The organism is Arthrobacter sp. zg-Y1110 (assembly GCF_025244865.1).
Taxonomy (GTDB): domain Bacteria; phylum Actinomycetota; class Actinomycetes; order Actinomycetales; family Micrococcaceae; genus Arthrobacter_B.
Genome location: NZ_CP104272.1, coordinates 857,587 through 873,899, shown reverse-complemented (window position 1 = coordinate 873,899; position 16,313 = coordinate 857,587). Strand labels below are relative to the sequence as shown.

Sequence of the window (16,313 nt, the reverse complement as noted above, 5' to 3'; positions counted from 1 at the left end):
ATCCGGTTCCGGATCATCCGGTTCGGGCGGGCAGTCGTCGTCCGGCGATCGGGGCGCGGGCATCTAGCCGCAGAACGGCCGGCACAACCGGCGCAGGCCCCGGACAGCAGGTCCGGGGCCTGCGCCGCGCCACGGGCGTTCGGTCAGCTGCGGTGGGCCTAACAGGCCAGACAGTCAGCTGGTGGGGCGCCGCTGCCAGATGGCTGCCATCACGGCACCGCTGACGTTGTGCCAGACCGAGAAGACCGCTGCAGGCAGGGCGGCTTCGGGGGCGAAGTACTGCCTCGCAAGTCCCGCCGCGAGTCCGGAGTTCTGCATACCCACTTCAATGGCCATGGTCCGGCGCGAGGGAATCGGCTGCCGGAACAGTTTCGCTGCGCCGTAACCCAGCCCAAGTCCCAGGCCGTTGTGCAGCACCACCGCCAGCAGGATCAGCCAGCCCGCGGTAAAGATGGCTTCGGCGCTGCCGGACACCACGGCAATAACCACGAAGGTAATGGCCAGCACCGATATCCAGGGCAGGACGGGCAGGACCCGGTCCACCGCCCGGGGTGCCAGATACCGGATCGCCAGGCCCAGCACCACCGGGATCAACACAATCTGGACAATGGACCATGCCATCGACCCGGCGTCCACTGCCATGTACCGGCCGGCGAGCCAGAGCGCGAGGAGCGGGGTCAGCAGCGGCGCAAGGAGTGTGGAAACCGACGTCATGGCGACGGAAAGGGCTACATTGCCGCGGGCCAGGTACGTCACCACGTTCGACGCCGTGCCGCCGGGTGCACAGCCCACCAGGATCACGCCGGCCGCGAGTTCGGGGCTGAGCTGCAGGGCCCAGGCGATACCGAAACCAAGCAGCGGCATAATCAGGTACTGCGCCACCACTCCGAGCAGGACGGGCAGCGGCTGCCGGAGAACCAGCGCGAAATCCGGCAGGGTCAGGGTCAGGCCCATCCCGAACATAATGAGCATCAGCCCGGGGTTGATGTAGCCGGACAGGCCGGTGAACGTCTGCGGGAAGAACAGGGCCACCGCTCCCCCGGCAACAATCAGCAGCGGGAACACGGTTACCGCAATGCGGGCGCTTCGCTCTTCGGCGCTCTTCGCGGCGGGCTGCGCAGTGGTGGAGTTCGGCATCCCCACATGGTGGCACCGCCCGTGCGGCTGCGCTAGTTGTTACGCGCGTGCTTAACAAGGAGGGAAACGACGACGGCGCGCCGCCCCCATAAAGGGGCAGCGCGCCGTCGTCGTTGGTGCAGTAATGCTTAGGCTGCAACCTCGGCGCCCAGGCGGGCCTTGAGGTTCTCGTCCAGAGCGGCGAGGAACTCTTCCGTGGTCAGGTAGGCCTGGTCCGGGCCGACCAGCAGTGCCAGATCCTTGGTCATCTTGCCGGATTCGACCGTCTTGATGACAACGTCTTCAAGGGTCTCGGCGAAGTTGATGACCTCGGGGGTGTTGTCCAGCTTGCCGCGGTGCATCAGGCCACGGGTCCACGCGAAGATCGAGGCGATCGGGTTCGTGGAGGTGGGCTTGCCCTGCTGGTGCTGGCGGTAGTGGCGGGTAACCGTACCGTGTGCAGCTTCGGCCTCGACGGTCTGGCCGTCCGGGGTCATCAGCACGGAGGTCATGAGGCCCAGCGAGCCGAAGCCCTGTGCCACTGTGTCGGACTGGACGTCGCCGTCGTAGTTCTTGCAGGCCCAGACGTAGCCGCCTTCCCACTTCATCGCGGAGGCAACCATGTCATCGATCAGGCGGTGCTCGTAAGTGAGGCCGGCTGCTTCGAACTGGTCCTTGAACTCGGCGTCGAAGACTTCCTGGAACAGGTCCTTGAACTGGCCGTCATAGGCCTTCAGGATCGTGTTCTTGGTGGAGAGGTACACCGGGTAGTTACGCTGCAGGCCGTAGGCGAAGGAAGCGCGTGCGAAGTCCTTGATGGAATCGTTGAAGTTGTACATACCCATGGCGACGCCGCCATCTTCGTTGTACGTAACAACCTGCTGCTTGATTTCTTCGCTGCCGTCGGCGGGCGTGTAGGTCAGCGTCAGGGTACCGGCACCGGGAACCTTGAAGTTCGTGGCCTTGTACTGGTCGCCGTGCGCGTGGCGGCCGATGATGATCGGCTTGTTCCAGCCCGGGACCAGGCGCGGGATGTTGGAGATGATGATCGGTTCGCGGAAGACCACGCCGCCCAGGATGTTGCGGATGGTCCCGTTCGGGGAGACCCACATCTTCTTCAGGCCGAATTCCTCGACGCGTGCTTCGTCGGGGGTGATCGTGGCGCACTTGACGCCTACGCCGTGTTCCTTGATCGCGTTGGCAGCGTCGATCGTCACCTGGTCATCAGTCGCGTCGCGGTTCTGGATGGAGAGGTCGTAGTACTTCAGGTCTACGTCGAGGTACGGGTTGATCAGGCGATCCTTGATGAACTGCCAGATGATGCGGGTCATCTCGTCGCCGTCGAGCTCTACTACAGAGCCCACAACCTTAATTTTCTCAGCCACACGATCTCCTTGTGTGTTGGTGGGCACCGGAGCATGTCTTGTGGCATGACGGAACCCGTCTTTTTGGCTTTTATTTGAGTTCAACTATGCCACAGCCCACTATCCGCGCCCTAAACAGCAAGGCGGCGCATTACCTGCACCGCCTTGCCGTTCCAGGCGGACTTCAGTGGAAGAAGTGCCGCGCACCCGTGAAGTACATGGTGATGCCGGCCGTCGCCGCCGCTTCAATCACTTCGTTGTCCCGGACCGATCCGCCCGGCTGCACCACCGCGCGGACACCGGCGTCGGCCAGGATCTGCAGGCCGTCCGCAAAGGGGAAGAACGCGTCCGACGCGGCTACCGAGCCGAGGGCCCGTTCCTCACCGGGACCGCCGAGCGTATTGGCACGTTCGACGGCGAGCCGGCAGGAATCGACCCGGTTGACCTGCCCCATGCCCACACCCACCGAAGCGCCGTCCTTCGCCAGGAGGATGGCATTGGACTTGGCTGCACGCACGGCGGACCATGCGAAGGCCAGATCGGCCAGCGTCGATTCGTCAGCGGCCTCGCCAGCTGCAAGCGTCCAGTTTGCGGGGTCATCACCCTCGGCCTGCAGCCGGTCCGCCTTCTGCACCAGGACGCCCCCGGATACCTGCCGGAATTCGGTGTTGTTGCGCCCGTAGCCGTCCGGCAGCGTCAGGAGGCGGATGTTCTTTTTCGCCGAGAGGATCTCCACGGCTTCCGGCTCGAAGTCAGGGGCGATCACCACCTCCGTGAAAATCTCCTTCACGGACCGGGCCATGCCGGCCGTGACCGTGCGGTTGGCGGCAATGACTCCGCCGAAGGCCGAGACGGGATCGCAGGCATGGGCCTTGGCGTGCGCTTCCGCGATAGGGTCCGCGGCGCCGGGCGAGGCCACGGCAATGCCGCACGGGTTGGCATGCTTGACGACGGCGACGGCCGGTTCCGTGAAGTCGAAGGCTGCGCGCAGGGCGGCGTCGGCGTCCACGTAGTTGTTGTAGGACATGGCCTTGCCGTGCAGCTGGTCGGCCTGGGCGACGCCGGGTTCGGCACCCTTGTCCACGTAAAGCGCGGCGTCCTGGTGCGGGTTTTCCCCGTAACGCAGCACTTCGGCCCGTTCCAGGGAAAGCCCGGTGTAGGCCGGCCATTTGGTGCCGTCTTCGGTGCCGTCGCCGAACTGCTCTGCCGTCCAGGTGGCAACGGCGGTGTCATAGGCAGCGGTGTGCGCGAAAGCTTCGGCGGCCAGCCGGCGTCGTTCCGCCAAGGCGAATCCGCCTTCGGCTGCCGCGGTGACAACGTCGGAGTACTTGTTGGGGTCCACCACCACAGCCACCGAGGGGTGGTTTTTCGCCGCGGCGCGGACCATGGAGGGGCCGCCGATGTCGATCTGTTCCACCACTTCGTCCTGGCCGGCGCCGGAGCGGACGGTCTCCACGAACGGGTAGAGGTTCACCACCACGAGGTCGAAGGGTTCAATCTCCATTTCCTCCAGCTGGGCAATGTGGTCCTCGCGGCGGCGGTCGGCGAGGATTCCGGCATGGACCCGCGGGTGAAGCGTCTTGACGCGTCCGTCCAGGCATTCCTTGAAGCCGGTGACTTCCGCGACCTCAGTGACCTCTACGCCCGCTGCGGCAATCTGCTTTGCGGTGGAACCGGTGGAGACGATGCTGACGCCGGCTGCCGCAAGGCCCTGCGCGAGTTCCGTCAGGCCCGTCTTGTTGTACACCGAGATCAGGGCCCGGCGGATGGGAACACGGTCAAGGACGGGATTGCTCACAACTGACACTCCAAGTGTTCGATGATCGGTGCGCAGGCCGTGCGGCCCACGAGAAGTTTATGCCTTCGCTTCGTTTCGGTCCCCGGACTCCGTGTAACAACCCGTCTCGGACCCGTTTTCCAGTGGCCGGGTCAAGTGCAGGGGGCCGGATTCCAAGCGGCTCGGCAGCCACATTCCCCAGAGGGCCGCAGCCGTGGTGTGGCTGACTACTGTGCGGCCCGCTGGCGGCGCAAGCGGTCGAACCGAATCCAACAGCGATGGCTGGACCCCGAGGACAGTGCGCAGGCCATGCCCGGCGCCGTCGTACTCTTTTCGCCGTAAATCGGACACGGGTATCCCGCGTTCCCTGGCTTCCGCCACAGAGAACACGGGCCCGGGCAGACCCCGGGGACTCGCTGCCTGTGATCCAGCCATAGCCATATGCTCCCTTCCCGCGCGAGTCCCTTCGGTTTTATCCACATGTAGTGGCTCCGCCGCGGTAGTGTTCTCCCCGAACCCGCGCACCTCCCCTCCGAAAGGCCCCGAACCACATGTCCGTCACCAACGCCCTGCCCACCGGAGACCAGGTGGTCCAGAACCTGCCCTGGCGGTGGAAGGTTCAGGGCAAAATCTTCCTCATCGGCGGCCTCGGCTTTATGTTCGATGCCTGGGATGTAACGCTGAACGGCGTCCTGATTCCCCTGCTCTCCAAGGAATGGGACCTGGTCCCGGCTCAGGCCGCCTGGATTGGAACAGCCAACCTGCTCGGCATGGCGATCGGTGCCTTCGTCTGGGGTTCCATTGCCGACGCGATCGGCCGGAAGCGGGCATTTTCCGCCACGCTGCTGGTGTTCTCGATCTTTACGGTGCTGGGAGCCTTCTCCCCGGACATTGTCTGGTTCTGCATCTTCCGTTTCATGGCCGGTTTCGGGCTGGGCGGCTGCGTTCCGGTGGACTATGCCCTGGTGGGTGAGTTCACTCCGAAGAAACAGCGGGGAAGGGTGCTGACCGGTATGGACGGCTGGTGGCCCGTCGGCGCAGCGCTGTGCGGTGTCACCTCAGCGGCCATCATGGCCACTTTCGCGGATTGGCGCTACACCATGCTGATCATGGTGATCCCCGCATTCCTGGTCTTCTGGGTGCGGCGCTCGGTTCCGGAGTCTCCGCTTTATCTGGTCCGGATGGGCCGCACGGAGGAAGCTTCCGCGGTCATCGATGATCTGGTCCGCCGCACCGGCGGGACGCAGACCGAATGGCACCTGCCCGAACCGCAGGCCCCCGAGAAGCTGTCCCTGCGCACCGTCGGCACCCAGCTCACGGATCTCTGGCGGTTCAGCGCCAAGACCACCATTGCCGCCTGGTCCCTGTTCCTGACCATCCTTCTGGTCTATTACCTGGCCCTGCAGTGGATGCCGAAAATCCTCGTGGATGCCGGGTTCGCCGAACACCGCGCGTTCCTGACCACCTCGGGGATGGCCGCCGTCGGCCTGTTGGGCGTCATCGTGGCGGCGCTGCTCGTGGAAAAGGTCGGCCGGAAATGGATCCTGGCGATCACCGGTCCGCTTTCGGCTGCCATCCTGGTGGTGGTCGCCCTGGTGGTGGACGTCCCCGCTGCCGCCACGGTCTTGCTGCTGGTGTACGGGTTTGTGGTGCAGGTAGCCATCCCCGTGCTCTACGCCTACGTGTCGGAGCTCTACCCCACCAATCTGCGCGGCAGCGGTTTCGGCTGGGCATCCACCGTTTCCCGGATCGGCGCCGGGTTCGGCCCGCTGATCTTCGTGTCGGTGCTCTGGCCCTACCTGGGACTACCGATGTCCTTCGCCCTGGCCGGTGTCCTGGTCCTCATGGCCGTACTGTGGATGGCCCGGTTCGCACCCGAGACAAAGGGTGCGGCCCTGGACTAGCCGGTGGTTACAGCGCCGGCAGGCCTTCGCGGCTGATCCGATCCAGCGTTTCAATCAGCAGCCGCCGTTCCTGCACCTTGATGCGTTCGTGCAGCGTTTCCTCAGTGTCGCCGTCGAGCACTTCGACGGCGGCCTGGGCGAGGATCGGCCCGGTGTCGACACCGGCGTCGGCCAGGTGAACCGTGCAGCCGGTGACCTTCACACCATAGGCAAGTGCGTCACGGACCCCGTGCGCCCCGGGGAAGGACGGCAGCAACGCCGGGTGGGTGTTGAGGTAGCGTCCCTCGAAGGTGTCGATGAAATGCTCGTCCACAATCCGCATGAATCCGGAGGAGAGGACCAGATCCGGCTTATAGGAGGCAACCTTCTCCGTGAGTGCCCGGTTCCAGTCCGCCCGCACCGGGAAGTCCCGGAAGGGGACCACGAAGGTCGGGTAGCCGGCGTCGGCGGCGCGCTGGACCCCGTAGGTTCCGGGCCTGTCGGAGCCGACGGCGGTAATCTCCACGTCAAGCCTGCCGTCACGGACGGCGTCCAGCACCGCTTGGAGGTTGGATCCGGTGCCGGACACGAGGACTACGATGCGCATGCGTCCACCATAGGACGCGGCGTCCCCTACGCTTAAACCCATGACCGACGGCACCCAGCACCAGACCAAGACCCTGCCCGCGCCCGACAGCCGCCATCCCGCGCCTTCAGACGAGCAAAAGCGCAACGCGATTCAGTATGTGCGAGTGTTCTGGCTCCTGATGTTCGCCACACTGCTGAGCAGCAACCTGGTGCTGCCGTGGAAGCTGATCCCGCTTGCGCTGGGGATCGCCGCACTGGTGGTGGGGATCATCGCCGTGGTCAAGCTGGCGAGGCGCCGGATGGGGCCGCTGATCCCGGTACTGGTGTCGCTGGGCCTGGTCATCACGGCCCTCACTACTTTGGGGCTGGCCGGAATGGCCTTGCTTTGGGATGAGACCGTAACCTACGAATCCTGCATGCGCTCCGCCCTCACCCTCGATGGCGTGGAAGCCTGCGAGGCGGAATACCTGCCGTTCCAGCAGATCCGCTAGGCGTCCGGCTTGGGTTCACGCTCGAGCCACGGCCCTACTGCGTAACCAATGACGACGCCGATCCCTACTTCCGCGGCCACCCACAGCCCCAGGCACAACGGATCCGGTCCGAGGCTGACGAAGCGTCCGATGCCGAGGGAGCCGAGGGCCAGCCAGGCAGCGCCGGCGGCCAGGACTCCGGACACCAGACCGACAATCACCCCGAGTACAAGCGTGGAAACGGGTGCGGTGAACCAGCGGGCGCGGATCTTGATGGAAAGCCACTCGTCGAAGTGGTTTTCGCCTTCCCGGAGGAACCACCAGCCCGCCAGGATCCCGGCCGTCACCGGGATCAGCAGTGCCGCGTAGCCGTATTCCATGTTTCCCACGGGCAGGGCCGCCAGCACCGGCAGTGCCGGCAGCGGACCGACGGTGGTTTCCAGCGGACTGATCATGCTTCCAGTTCCGAGCGAGAAGCCTGCGCCCGACGCCCAGCCCAGCGTCCAGACCACGAAGTTCGGCATCAGCCCCAGTTCCACCACGGTGAGCACCGCCCCGCCCAGCGCACCGGCGTCGAGCCGTTCGTAGACGGACGCGATCTCGGCCCAGTTCATTGCCAGGGCCACCACGAGCAGCACGGCGGACAGCCCCAGCGCAGCGAGCGTGCCTACCGCGCCGGCGCGCAGCGCGGCCCACATGTATGAACCCGCCCAGCGGGAATGCTGGCTGGTGCGCGCAATCCAATCGGTCAGGTCCATGCCGATCAACCGCACCCAGGAACCGGCCTCCATGCGGGCACCCACAATGAGCCCGGCACCTGCGGCGATCAGCGGCACCAGTGCGCCGGCAGTTACCGAAATCCGCACGCCCTCGGTACTGCAGAAGTACGCCGCCGCGGCACCGATCAGCGCATAGGTGCCCAGTGCGCCCAGCAGTGCTTGCCAAAGCTGGTCCGTATAGGAGGCCCGGGCAAGCCGTCGGCCGGCCCGCCAGGACAGGAAGAACGGAATCAGGGTCAGTCCCAGCGGAAAGAAGGAGAGCAGCCCGGAGGCGGGCGCCTCTCCCAGTTCACCGGCGGGGAAGCTCAGCGACATCGGCACGCCGTGGATCAGCAGCCAGGCCTGGCCGCCCAGGCGGGCCAGGGAGGTGAAGTCCCGATCCGTAAACCCGTTGGCAAACCACACGCCGATGAGCGGCAGGAGGACCAGCAGGGCGGAAAGCACCGCGGCCTGGCCCAGTTCGAAGGTCCCCTGCAACCAGAGTGGCATGGGCGGCACACCCGGCTTCTTCGGCCGCAATAAAATTTTCATCGTTTCTATCGTGCCATCCGGCCCTGCACAGCCCGTTGAGGCGCCGGCGTGAGTCGGGTAACTCCGGCGGTGCCCTAGAGGTCGACCAGGCCCTTGACCAGTGCCGCTGCCGCACCGATGAACGCAATGACGATCACGGCCAGCCGAGCCTGGTCATCGCGGATGTAGCGCTGCAGTTTCTCGCCGACGTAGATCCCGCCCACAATCATGAGCCCGATCAAGGCCCACGCCCAGGGCTGGAACGGCGGTATCTGTCCCGGATCCAGCAGTAGCTTGGACGTCAGGGTGACCATGGCCGTGGTGACGAAGAACGGCTGCAGCGTGGCTGCGAACGGACGTTGCGGCCAACGGGCCAGCAACGCGTACACGCTTACGGCGGGACCGCCGACGCCGGCCATCGCGTTCGTGATCCCGGAAGCGAAACCGGCCACGGCTTTCGGGACGTTGCCGGTCAGCACCACGGAGGTGCGTTGCAGGAGCAGTGAGATGCTCAGCGCCACGAGGACGACGGCGCCCACCGTCACGGCCAGCGGTGCGGCGGGAAGGTAAACCGCGGCCGCTGATGCCGGCACGCTGGCAATCACCGCGGGGACGGCCAACCAGCGGTACATGGACCAGTCCACGTCCCGCCAGACGCGGGACATGATCAGCAGCGAAGAGACCAGTCCGCAGATGTTCACCATCAGCACTCCCCCGTGGGAGCCGAGGATGATCACCAGGAAGGGGGAAATCAGGAGCGCAAAGCCCAGGCCGGCGATCCGCTGGGCGATCGCGCCGATGAAGATGGCGACGAGCACCACTATGAGGAGTCCGGTAGTCACTCGAACACACTACGCTGGACGCATGGTATCTCCCGTCACAGCCCTTGACACCGCCGATTGGCGTCGTAACATGTTCGCCCTTTACGAGCAGGCGAGGCGAGCCGCCGACGGCATGTCGGCGTCGCACTCCCATGCCTTGTGGGCCACCGGACGGGACCGGCTCTTCGGCACCCACCCGGCGTCGCCCCTTCCCGAAGACACACGCCGCCGCTTCCGCGGGCTGCGGACGGCCCGCTACGATCCGGCGTTCCGGTTCGAGGCGGTAATTGACGACGCCGGCGCCGGCGAGAAGATGGAGGTCGCTACGGGGACGGACGGCGTGGTGCCGTTCACCCGGCTCGGCACGGTCACCGCCGACGGCGTAGGCAGCCTGGCGGTCTGGCATCTGGACTCCTACGGCGGCGGGATCTTCATTCCCGTGCGCGATGCGACGTCCGGCGTCGACGGCGGCAGCTACGGAGGGGGACGGTACCTGCTGGACACGATCAAGGGTGCGAACCTCGGATCGGGCGATCTTCCCGGCAGCCTGATCCTGGATTTCAACTTCCTTTACAACCCCTCCTGCGCGTATGACGAGGCATGGGCTTGCCCGCTTCCGGGTCCGGACAACACCGTGGATACCGCGCTGCAGGTGGGCGAGCTCTACGCGCGGTACTGATCCAGGATCCTGCCAGGTTACGGGGCGGGCCGGTCCGGCGTTCCTCGTGCCTATGCTGGAAGGGTGCAAGCTTCCATTTCATCCGCAACGCTTGAAGATGTTCCCGGGCTTGCCGACCTGGCTGCCGTCACCTTTCCGCTGGCCTGCCCGCCTGAGGTAACCCCGGAGGACAGCGCGGCGTTTATCGCGGCGAATCTTTCCGCGGAGCGCTTCGCCGGTTATCTCACGGACGAGACCTACCGTGTGCTGGTCTCCCGGACGGAGGGCCGGCTAACCGGTTATTGCCTGCTGGTGCTGGCGCCGCCGTCCGATCCGGAGGTCGTGGAGGCCCTGGAGTCGGGGCGGGCGGTGCTGCCCTCGGCCGAGCTGAGCAAGTTCTACCTGGATCCGGCTATGCACGGAAGCGGTCTTGCCGGGCAGCTGGTCGAAGCTGCTGCCCGAGCGGCTGAGTCGGCGGGTGCCCGGTCCATGTGGCTGGGCGTGAACAACCGTAATGTGCGGGCCCAGTCCTTTTACCGCAAATCCGGGTTCCAGACCTTCGGGCGTCGGTCCTTCCAGGTGGGAACCCATACTTTCCGTGACCTGATCATGGTCCGGCAGTTCGGCACCGGCGGGCAGTGACAGACTAGGCCCGTGCAGACCTTCCTTCCGTATCCGGGCTTCGCCCGCAGCGCCGCCGTCCTGGACCAGGCGCGGCTTGGCAAGCAGCGGGTGGAAACCCTGCAGTTATTGCGCGGGTTGGTGGTTCCCGATTACGGCTGGCAGCGCCACCCCGCCCTGCTGATGTGGAAGGGCTTCGTGCCCGCGCTCACCGCCTACGGGCTGGCGATGACGGATGAGTGGATTGCCCGCGGCCATGCCGATACCGTCCGGGAACAGATCCTGGAGTTCGCTCCGGAGGCTGCGGAAGCTTCGGAGGCCGACGTCGACCTTCCCGCCTGGATAGGCGACGAGGAGCTGCACCGAAGCCATCGCTCCAACCTCATCGAGAAGTCTCCGGACGTCTACGGGCCGCTGTTTCCGGACACCGATGCCGGTTTGCCCTATGTATGGCCCTCCCCTGCCGATGTTCCGGATCCTGTTGACCCTGCTCCCGGCGAAGCGCTGTGGGTGGTGCGTGCAGTGCCCGACGGCGATGCTGCCGCCATCGTCCTGCCGATGCTTTCCGCCAAGGGCACTCCGATCACCGGCAAGAAGGGCCGGCAGCTGGTTCGGTTGCTGGAGGACATGGACGACGGCGACCAGGTGGCTGTTCTTTCTCCTGCTGAACGGACCCGGCTGCTTCTGGGCCGTGCCGGGCCCGTCGAGCTCACGAACGATACGGCGGTGCGGCAAGTGAAGCTTTCCGGGAGCATTCCGCGGTCGGCGTTCAGCTATCCCGCAGTGTTGCAGGATCCCCGGACACTTTTTGCGGTGCCGCGGCCGGAATCGGTCTAGCAGCTGTCATGTGTTGGGTCCACCATGCACGTACCTCATGGTCGCGGTGGTGACGACTTCCACTTCGCCATCCTTGTCCGGATCCCCGCTGCGGTTTGTCCGCATCCCCGCACCTTGTCCGGATCCCCCTGCGGTTTGTCCGAATCCCCCCACCTTGTCCGGAGCCCCCTGCGGTTTGTCCGAATCCCCGCTGCGGTTTGTCCGAATCCCCCCACCTTGTCCGGAGCCCCCCTGCGGTTTGTCCGAATCCCCGCACCTTGTCCGGATCCACCCTGCGGTTTGTCCGAATCCCCGCACCTTGGCCGGATCCCCGCGCTGCGCGGCGCAGGGATTGTCACAAACCGTAGGGATTCCGACAAATCGAAGGATTTCCGGGCCCGGCGCCCGGAACTCACGCGATTCGCGGCCCTCCGGGGCAGACTGCTCGACATGGAGAGGCAGGAAGAGCCCGACTATGTGCCGCACCGCTCTGCCCGGCCGGTACCGTCTGATCGCTGTCACACTCCGGGCTGCTTGTCGCTCCACGAGCCCGGCTTCGCCTGCTTGAACCCGTAGCTCGCAGGCTCATACCACGCTGTGTGTGCCGGGCTAGCATCCGACGCCGTTGGGGTTCACCAGGCAGTTGTCGGCCACGCTGCGGGTTTCCGCCCGCCAGACGCTCAGGGTCTGGGATTCGGAGGACACCGCGGCCCGGCCGTCGATGGGAATCATCGGCCCGCCGTTCACGGAATAGGTTCCGGAGAAATGCACCGTCGCACCCACTTGGTAGTCGCCGCTGGCATCGTATTTGTGGCTGGTCTGGGTCTGCTCGCCCCACCGGTCCTGGGCCAACGGCGCCCCCGGGACACTGGTGGGCCCGTACACCGTGCCGTCCCCGTAGTTCAGCTCGAACTCAGTGGGGGTCGCAACAATCCGGACCGTCTGGTCCAGCAGCACCATTTCAAAGACCTGTTCCGCGGCCTCGACGTAGACATTGGTTTCCATCCCTACCAAGGTGTGCGGACTGGGCTGAAGGACCAGTTTCCCGGAAGCTATCGGGCGTTCCTGGAAAGCGGTGAGGATCTGTGCCTGGATCTGCTCGCCGACGTCGACCGGCTCTTCGGAGTAGATGCAGGACGGGGTCTCGCTGACCTTTTCCCAAGTACTCGGGTCCGTTGCCTTCAATCCTGAGAACCAATAGACAAGCCGACCGTCTTCCCCAGCGGTGCACGCGGCCTGGTTCGCTGCCAGGCAGGAGACATCGCCGGCAAGGTCATCAAAACAGACCGGCTCAAAACGATAGCCCTCAGGATCATCAGGGATACCCACAGGCATCTGGGTCCACATTCCTGAGCTAGGATCCTGCCGGAATACGGAACCGACAACAGTCCCACTACCTTCAATTTTTCCGTTGCCTCCCCCGACTCCGATTGCGTGATCGGAAAGCATCATCAACAGAAACCCTGTAATGGCGGTAACAGACAACGTTCGGGAGATCCATGGCGACATCTTCTTCTCACCCCTTTATCGTCACGATATTCATCGCAACCCATTTGTCCCCGTTCCATGTTGCTTCGAAGAGCTGCACGGACGGTGCCACGTCGGCCTCTTCATTCCCTTGCAATCCTTCGGGACCGTAGTACTCCATTGCGTCCTGTGTGAATTGTGCTAAGGCCTGATAGCGCCCCTCGGGGGTGAGCACGTAGTCGGAGTACGCGTCCCGGACGTCGATATTCGCGTTGGCTATCCAGTCGTTCTCCCGGAAACCGTTGTCGACTACCTCGTAGTAGTTCAGGCACGTTGTGCAGTCCGGACTGCTAATCGCCTGGACCGGCCCCACGTCGCCGGTCTCGTACCCGTAATTCGCTGCCTCGTACCAATACCGGGCAAAGGCCTCGAGCCCTTCCTTCGACTGAACCTTCGCCTCCTCCGGCATCACCGGCAAAGGGACATTCTCCGCAGGGCCCTCAGCAGACGCAGGCTTGTACTTGGCACTGGGAGTGGGCGTCGGCGTCGGCGTTTCCGAAGCCGTGGAAGCCGGGCTTGAAGGCGACTCCCCTGCACCGGAATCGCCGGGATCCCCCGACGCACCCGAGCACGCAATCAGGAACAGCAACGGGACTGCAACAGCGACGGTCGCAAGCCTCACTCGGACGGAACGGCGGAGAACTTTATGCATTCGAAAACCCCCAAGGCTGGGTGGGCCGCGAGACAAAGGATCAAGCAGTCGGTTCGGCCATAGTAATCAGGCCGCTGCCGAGCCTAGCGACTTATCCACAGGGCACCAGAGTGGCTCACAGAAAACAGCTGGCTTCTAAATGAGGCATTTGGGAGGCACGACTGAACGTGGTCCCGCAGCTGTCCACCCAGTCCTAATCCGTGTTGCGCAGTGAGGTCAGCATCTCTCGAAGGTCCCGGTATTCCTGTGTTTCCCGGTACTTGGAAACGCCTTCAAGGTATTCCTCCTGCGATGCCCCGGAACCCGCGTACTCCCCCGCGAACCGCCCGCCGCTGGACTCGGTCAGCGTGAAGAAATCGAACAGCCCGCACTCCGGACTCTGCTGTTGTCCGCTCACCACCGCATAGGACGCCTGAACGGTCTGCGACCCGGACGGTGCCAGGGAACGGTAGACAAAACGTTGGTCGGACCCCTGTTTCGACTCCAGCTCCGGCATCGGCACGCTCTCATACTCCACGTAGGACGCCGGTTCGGCGGATTCGGTGCAGCTCAGGTCCGTGATGATGCCGGTGTCCAGCCGGGCAAGAACGCGGCCGCCGTCGTCGAGCACTTCCAGGGACACGCCGCCCGCCGGATCATTGGCGCGTGCCGGAAGCTCCCGGATGTCCCAGCCGGGCGGGTGCTCGAAGCGGAGGCTGCTATCCGCCGTCGTGTAGGTGGACCATTGTGGCGCGGACGACGTCGGTCCCTCCTGCGCCGGTGCAGCACAGGATGAGATACTGGTGAGGAGCAAAGCTGCTGCCAGCAGGCCAGTGTTGCGGGCGGTTATGTTACGAGCCATGGCTTTACGGGCGGTGCTGCCTCGGGCGGTGTTACGGTATCCCACATCTACTCCCGGAATGTCCGTGTCCGAAGACAATGCTACTGGCGGCCCGCAGTTGAGCACATAGCGTTCGGAGCATCCCCGGCGCATCTTGAAGGACCCGCCGGACGCCCGGCAGCAGTTCCCGTGCAGCGCAGCACTCATCAGCGCCTGCATTGTGGGCGCCCCCACCCGCCCTAGGAGGTTCCTATTACCGATACAGCCGCCGAACACGATGTCTACTTCGGAGCGCCGGAACCGGATCTCGAACCGGAAACGCTGCTTGCCGCTTCCCCCGCGGTGCTCCAGCGAGTGGAGCAAAAATCCAATGTCGCCTTGGTCAAGGGCCGCCTGGCCCTCATGGACACCGGGCTCACACCGCACGAGGCCATGGTGGAGGACCTGCTCTTCGTGCGCCGGGTGCTCGACGACGCCGGCGTGGAGTACCTTCTGGTGCGCGGAAACGACCAGCGTCCGGTCATCGCCGTCGACCTCCGGATGCGCCAGCAGCTGCGGAAGGCGATGGTCGAGGCCTGCCGCGACGAGCCGTTCTACGCCCGGACCGTCGATACCAAAAAGAGCCGGACCCTGCTGATCGCAGACGGCGACCTCTCCTCCATCGATAAGGCCCGGATCATCCGCGTGTACCGTCCCCGGGCGTTCACCGGGACCAACCTGCTGATTTCAGGCTCTGCCGGGGTGCAGATTGAACTATGGGATCTGGAGGGCGAGAACATCACCCTGCCCGTGGAGAACTCCCTGACCCGCAGAACCCTGCCGGCGGCCGAGGTGGTCCGCGGCACCGTGGAAAAGCACGGACTCCTGTGGCCGACCATCGAGAACATGTTCGCGGACCACGCCACGGACATCCGGTTCGACATCGACTTGGTGTTCTCCTGGGTGGACGGCAGTTCCCCCGAGTTCCAGGCCGCCCGCGCCGCCCGGATGAGCAACGCCGTTGTGGGCGAAGGCGATGACCATGAGGCCCGGTTCCGGCAGATCAACGAATTGAAGTACGCCCTCCGTTCGGTGCACATGTTCGCCCCCTGGATCCGCCGCATCTTCATTGCCTCTGACTCGCCGCGGCCCCACTGGCTGGCCGAGCACCCGTCCGTCACCTTCGTGCCGGCTTCCGAGCACTTCAAGGACCCCTCCGTGCTGCCCACGCACAACTCCCAGGCGGTCGAGGCCCAGCTGCAGCACATCCCGGGACTGGCGGAGCACTTCCTGTACTCCAATGACGACATGTTCTTTGGCCGTCCGGTTGCCCCGGACATGTTCTTCTCCCCGGGCGGGATTACTAAGTTCATCGAAGCCAGCACCCGGATTGGCCTGGGTGCCAATGATTCCGAGCGAAGCGGCTTCGAGAATGCTGCGAGGGTGAACCGTCGGCTGCTCTGGGAGCGCTTCGGCCGGGTCACCACCCGCCATCTGGAACACACGGCAGCTCCCCTGCGCCGCAGTGTCCTGCTGGAAATGGAGGAGGAGTTCCCCGAGGAGTTCGCCGCCACGGCCGCGAGTACCTTCCGGGCCAAGGACAACATCTCCGTGACCAATTCGCTTTACCACTACTACGCGCTGCTCACAGGCCGGGCGGTCACCCAGGAAACGGCAAAGGTGAAGTACGTGGACACCACCAGCTACGCCGGTTTGAAGATGCTGGACCGGTTGCTGGCAAAACGCCACAAGGACATGTTCTGCCTCAATGACGGAAGCTTCCCGGAAGTCCCAGCGGCGGAACGGGCCGAACGGGTGACGGAGTTTTTGGAAAAGTACTTCCCGGTCCGGGCACCCTGGGAAAAGTAGGGGATTAAACAACGACGGCGCGGAACGCACCAAAAGTGCGCCCGCGCCGTCGTTGTGTGAAAG

15 protein-coding genes are annotated in these 16,313 nt (G+C 64.8%); 6 read left to right on the top strand and 9 right to left on the bottom strand.

All coding sequences use genetic code 11. The features are described 5' to 3' along the window. Positions 1–174 precede the first annotated feature (174 nt). The 3 genes from N2K99_RS04095 to purH all read right to left on the bottom strand — a co-directional run bounded on the left by N2K99_RS04095 (position 175) and on the right by purH (position 4,278). Positions 175–1,137 carry a bile acid:sodium symporter family protein gene (locus N2K99_RS04095; RefSeq protein ID WP_227933978.1) on the bottom strand — a complete coding sequence of 321 codons (963 nt, stop codon included), beginning with the start codon at positions 1,135–1,137 and terminating at the stop codon, positions 175–177. Positions 1,138–1,265: 128 nt separating this feature from the next. Continuing rightward, the gene (locus N2K99_RS04090; protein WP_229952801.1) at positions 1,266–2,447 is read right to left on the bottom strand and encodes an NADP-dependent isocitrate dehydrogenase; all 1,182 of its coding nucleotides are present in this window, start codon (positions 2,445–2,447) and stop codon (positions 1,266–1,268) included. Positions 2,448–2,664: 217 nt separating this feature from the next. After that, a complete protein-coding gene (gene purH, locus N2K99_RS04085) occupies positions 2,665–4,278 on the bottom strand; it encodes a bifunctional phosphoribosylaminoimidazolecarboxamide formyltransferase/IMP cyclohydrolase (protein ID WP_227933977.1) in 1,614 nt (537 codons plus the stop codon). A 530-nt stretch (positions 4,279–4,808) separates the two neighbouring features. Between purH and N2K99_RS04080 the strand changes: the two genes are divergently transcribed. Then, positions 4,809–6,161 (top strand): MFS transporter, encoded by a 1,353-nt coding sequence (locus tag N2K99_RS04080; RefSeq protein WP_227933976.1) that lies wholly within the window; start codon positions 4,809–4,811, stop codon positions 6,159–6,161. A 7-nt stretch (positions 6,162–6,168) separates the two neighbouring features. Here N2K99_RS04080 and purN read toward each other — a convergent pair whose 3' ends face one another. Further along, positions 6,169–6,747 (bottom strand): phosphoribosylglycinamide formyltransferase, encoded by a 579-nt coding sequence (gene purN, locus N2K99_RS04075; protein WP_227933975.1) that lies wholly within the window; start codon positions 6,745–6,747, stop codon positions 6,169–6,171. Positions 6,748–6,787: 40 nt separating this feature from the next. Here purN and N2K99_RS04070 point away from each other — a divergent pair, with 40 nt between their 5' ends. Next, entirely contained in the window at positions 6,788–7,219 is a 432-nt protein-coding gene (locus N2K99_RS04070; protein ID WP_227933974.1) for a hypothetical protein, read from the top strand. Here the strand turns inward: N2K99_RS04070 and N2K99_RS04065 are convergent. Both N2K99_RS04065 and N2K99_RS04060 read right to left on the bottom strand, forming a co-directional pair. Continuing rightward, the gene (locus N2K99_RS04065) at positions 7,216–8,466 is read right to left on the bottom strand and encodes a DUF6350 family protein (RefSeq protein WP_227924191.1); all 1,251 of its coding nucleotides are present in this window, start codon (positions 8,464–8,466) and stop codon (positions 7,216–7,218) included. The two genes, N2K99_RS04070 and N2K99_RS04065, sit on opposite strands and share 4 nt — an antisense overlap. Positions 8,467–8,582: 116 nt before the next feature. Further along, a complete protein-coding gene (locus tag N2K99_RS04060; RefSeq protein ID WP_227933973.1) occupies positions 8,583–9,329 on the bottom strand; it encodes a sulfite exporter TauE/SafE family protein in 747 nt (248 codons plus the stop codon). A gap of 22 nt (positions 9,330–9,351) precedes the next feature. Between N2K99_RS04060 and N2K99_RS04055 the strand changes: the two genes are divergently transcribed. The 3 genes from N2K99_RS04055 (at position 9,352) to N2K99_RS04045 (ending at position 11,424) form a co-directional block, all read left to right on the top strand. After that, positions 9,352–9,987: a DUF1684 domain-containing protein gene (locus N2K99_RS04055; RefSeq protein ID WP_227933972.1), complete on the top strand. Its 636-nt coding sequence runs from the start codon at positions 9,352–9,354 to the stop codon at positions 9,985–9,987. Positions 9,988–10,050: 63 nt separating this feature from the next. Continuing rightward, the gene (locus N2K99_RS04050) at positions 10,051–10,608 is read left to right on the top strand and encodes a GNAT family N-acetyltransferase (protein WP_227933971.1); all 558 of its coding nucleotides are present in this window, start codon (positions 10,051–10,053) and stop codon (positions 10,606–10,608) included. A 12-nt stretch (positions 10,609–10,620) separates the two neighbouring features. Further along, entirely contained in the window at positions 10,621–11,424 is an 804-nt protein-coding gene (locus N2K99_RS04045) for an MSMEG_6728 family protein (protein ID WP_227933970.1), read from the top strand. Between the two features lie 588 nt (positions 11,425–12,012). Here the strand turns inward: N2K99_RS04045 and N2K99_RS04040 are convergent. From N2K99_RS04040 to N2K99_RS04030, 3 genes are all read right to left on the bottom strand, one after another. Continuing rightward, entirely contained in the window at positions 12,013–12,738 is a 726-nt protein-coding gene (locus N2K99_RS04040; RefSeq protein WP_227933969.1) for a hypothetical protein, read from the bottom strand. Between the two features lie 181 nt (positions 12,739–12,919). Then, complete coding sequence (locus tag N2K99_RS04035; RefSeq protein WP_227923543.1) at positions 12,920–13,552, bottom strand: DUF6318 family protein; 633 nt, start codon at positions 13,550–13,552, stop codon at positions 12,920–12,922. A 223-nt stretch (positions 13,553–13,775) separates the two neighbouring features. Further along, a complete protein-coding gene (locus N2K99_RS04030; protein WP_227923540.1) occupies positions 13,776–14,423 on the bottom strand; it encodes a hypothetical protein in 648 nt (215 codons plus the stop codon). Between the two features lie 333 nt (positions 14,424–14,756). On the opposite strand from N2K99_RS04030, the gene N2K99_RS04025 reads away from it, so the two are divergent. After that, positions 14,757–16,250 (top strand): stealth family protein, encoded by a 1,494-nt coding sequence (locus N2K99_RS04025; RefSeq protein WP_374200059.1) that lies wholly within the window; start codon positions 14,757–14,759, stop codon positions 16,248–16,250. Positions 16,251–16,313: the final 63 nt, after the last annotated feature.

What these genes read in the sequence shown, in the direction of transcription:
- N2K99_RS04095 (WP_227933978.1), bottom strand. Translation starts at nt 1,137, where the DNA reads ATGCCGAACTCCACCACTGCGCAGCCCGCCGCGAAGAGCGCCGAAGAG.
- N2K99_RS04090 (WP_229952801.1), bottom strand. Translation starts at nt 2,447, where the DNA reads ATGACCCGCATCATCTGGCAGTTCATCAAGGATCGCCTGATCAACCCG.
- N2K99_RS04080 (WP_227933976.1), top strand. Translation starts at nt 4,809, where the DNA reads ATGTCCGTCACCAACGCCCTGCCCACCGGAGACCAGGTGGTCCAGAAC.
- purN (WP_227933975.1), bottom strand. Translation starts at nt 6,747, where the DNA reads ATGCGCATCGTAGTCCTCGTGTCCGGCACCGGATCCAACCTCCAAGCG.
- N2K99_RS04070 (WP_227933974.1), top strand. Translation starts at nt 6,788, where the DNA reads ATGACCGACGGCACCCAGCACCAGACCAAGACCCTGCCCGCGCCCGAC.
- N2K99_RS04065 (WP_227924191.1), bottom strand. Translation starts at nt 8,466, where the DNA reads ATGCCACTCTGGTTGCAGGGGACCTTCGAACTGGGCCAGGCCGCGGTG.
- N2K99_RS04055 (WP_227933972.1), top strand. Translation starts at nt 9,352, where the DNA reads ATGGTATCTCCCGTCACAGCCCTTGACACCGCCGATTGGCGTCGTAAC.
- N2K99_RS04040 (WP_227933969.1), bottom strand. Translation starts at nt 12,738, where the DNA reads ATGCCTGTGGGTATCCCTGATGATCCTGAGGGCTATCGTTTTGAGCCG.
- N2K99_RS04030 (WP_227923540.1), bottom strand. Translation starts at nt 14,423, where the DNA reads ATGGCTCGTAACATAACCGCCCGCAACACTGGCCTGCTGGCAGCAGCT.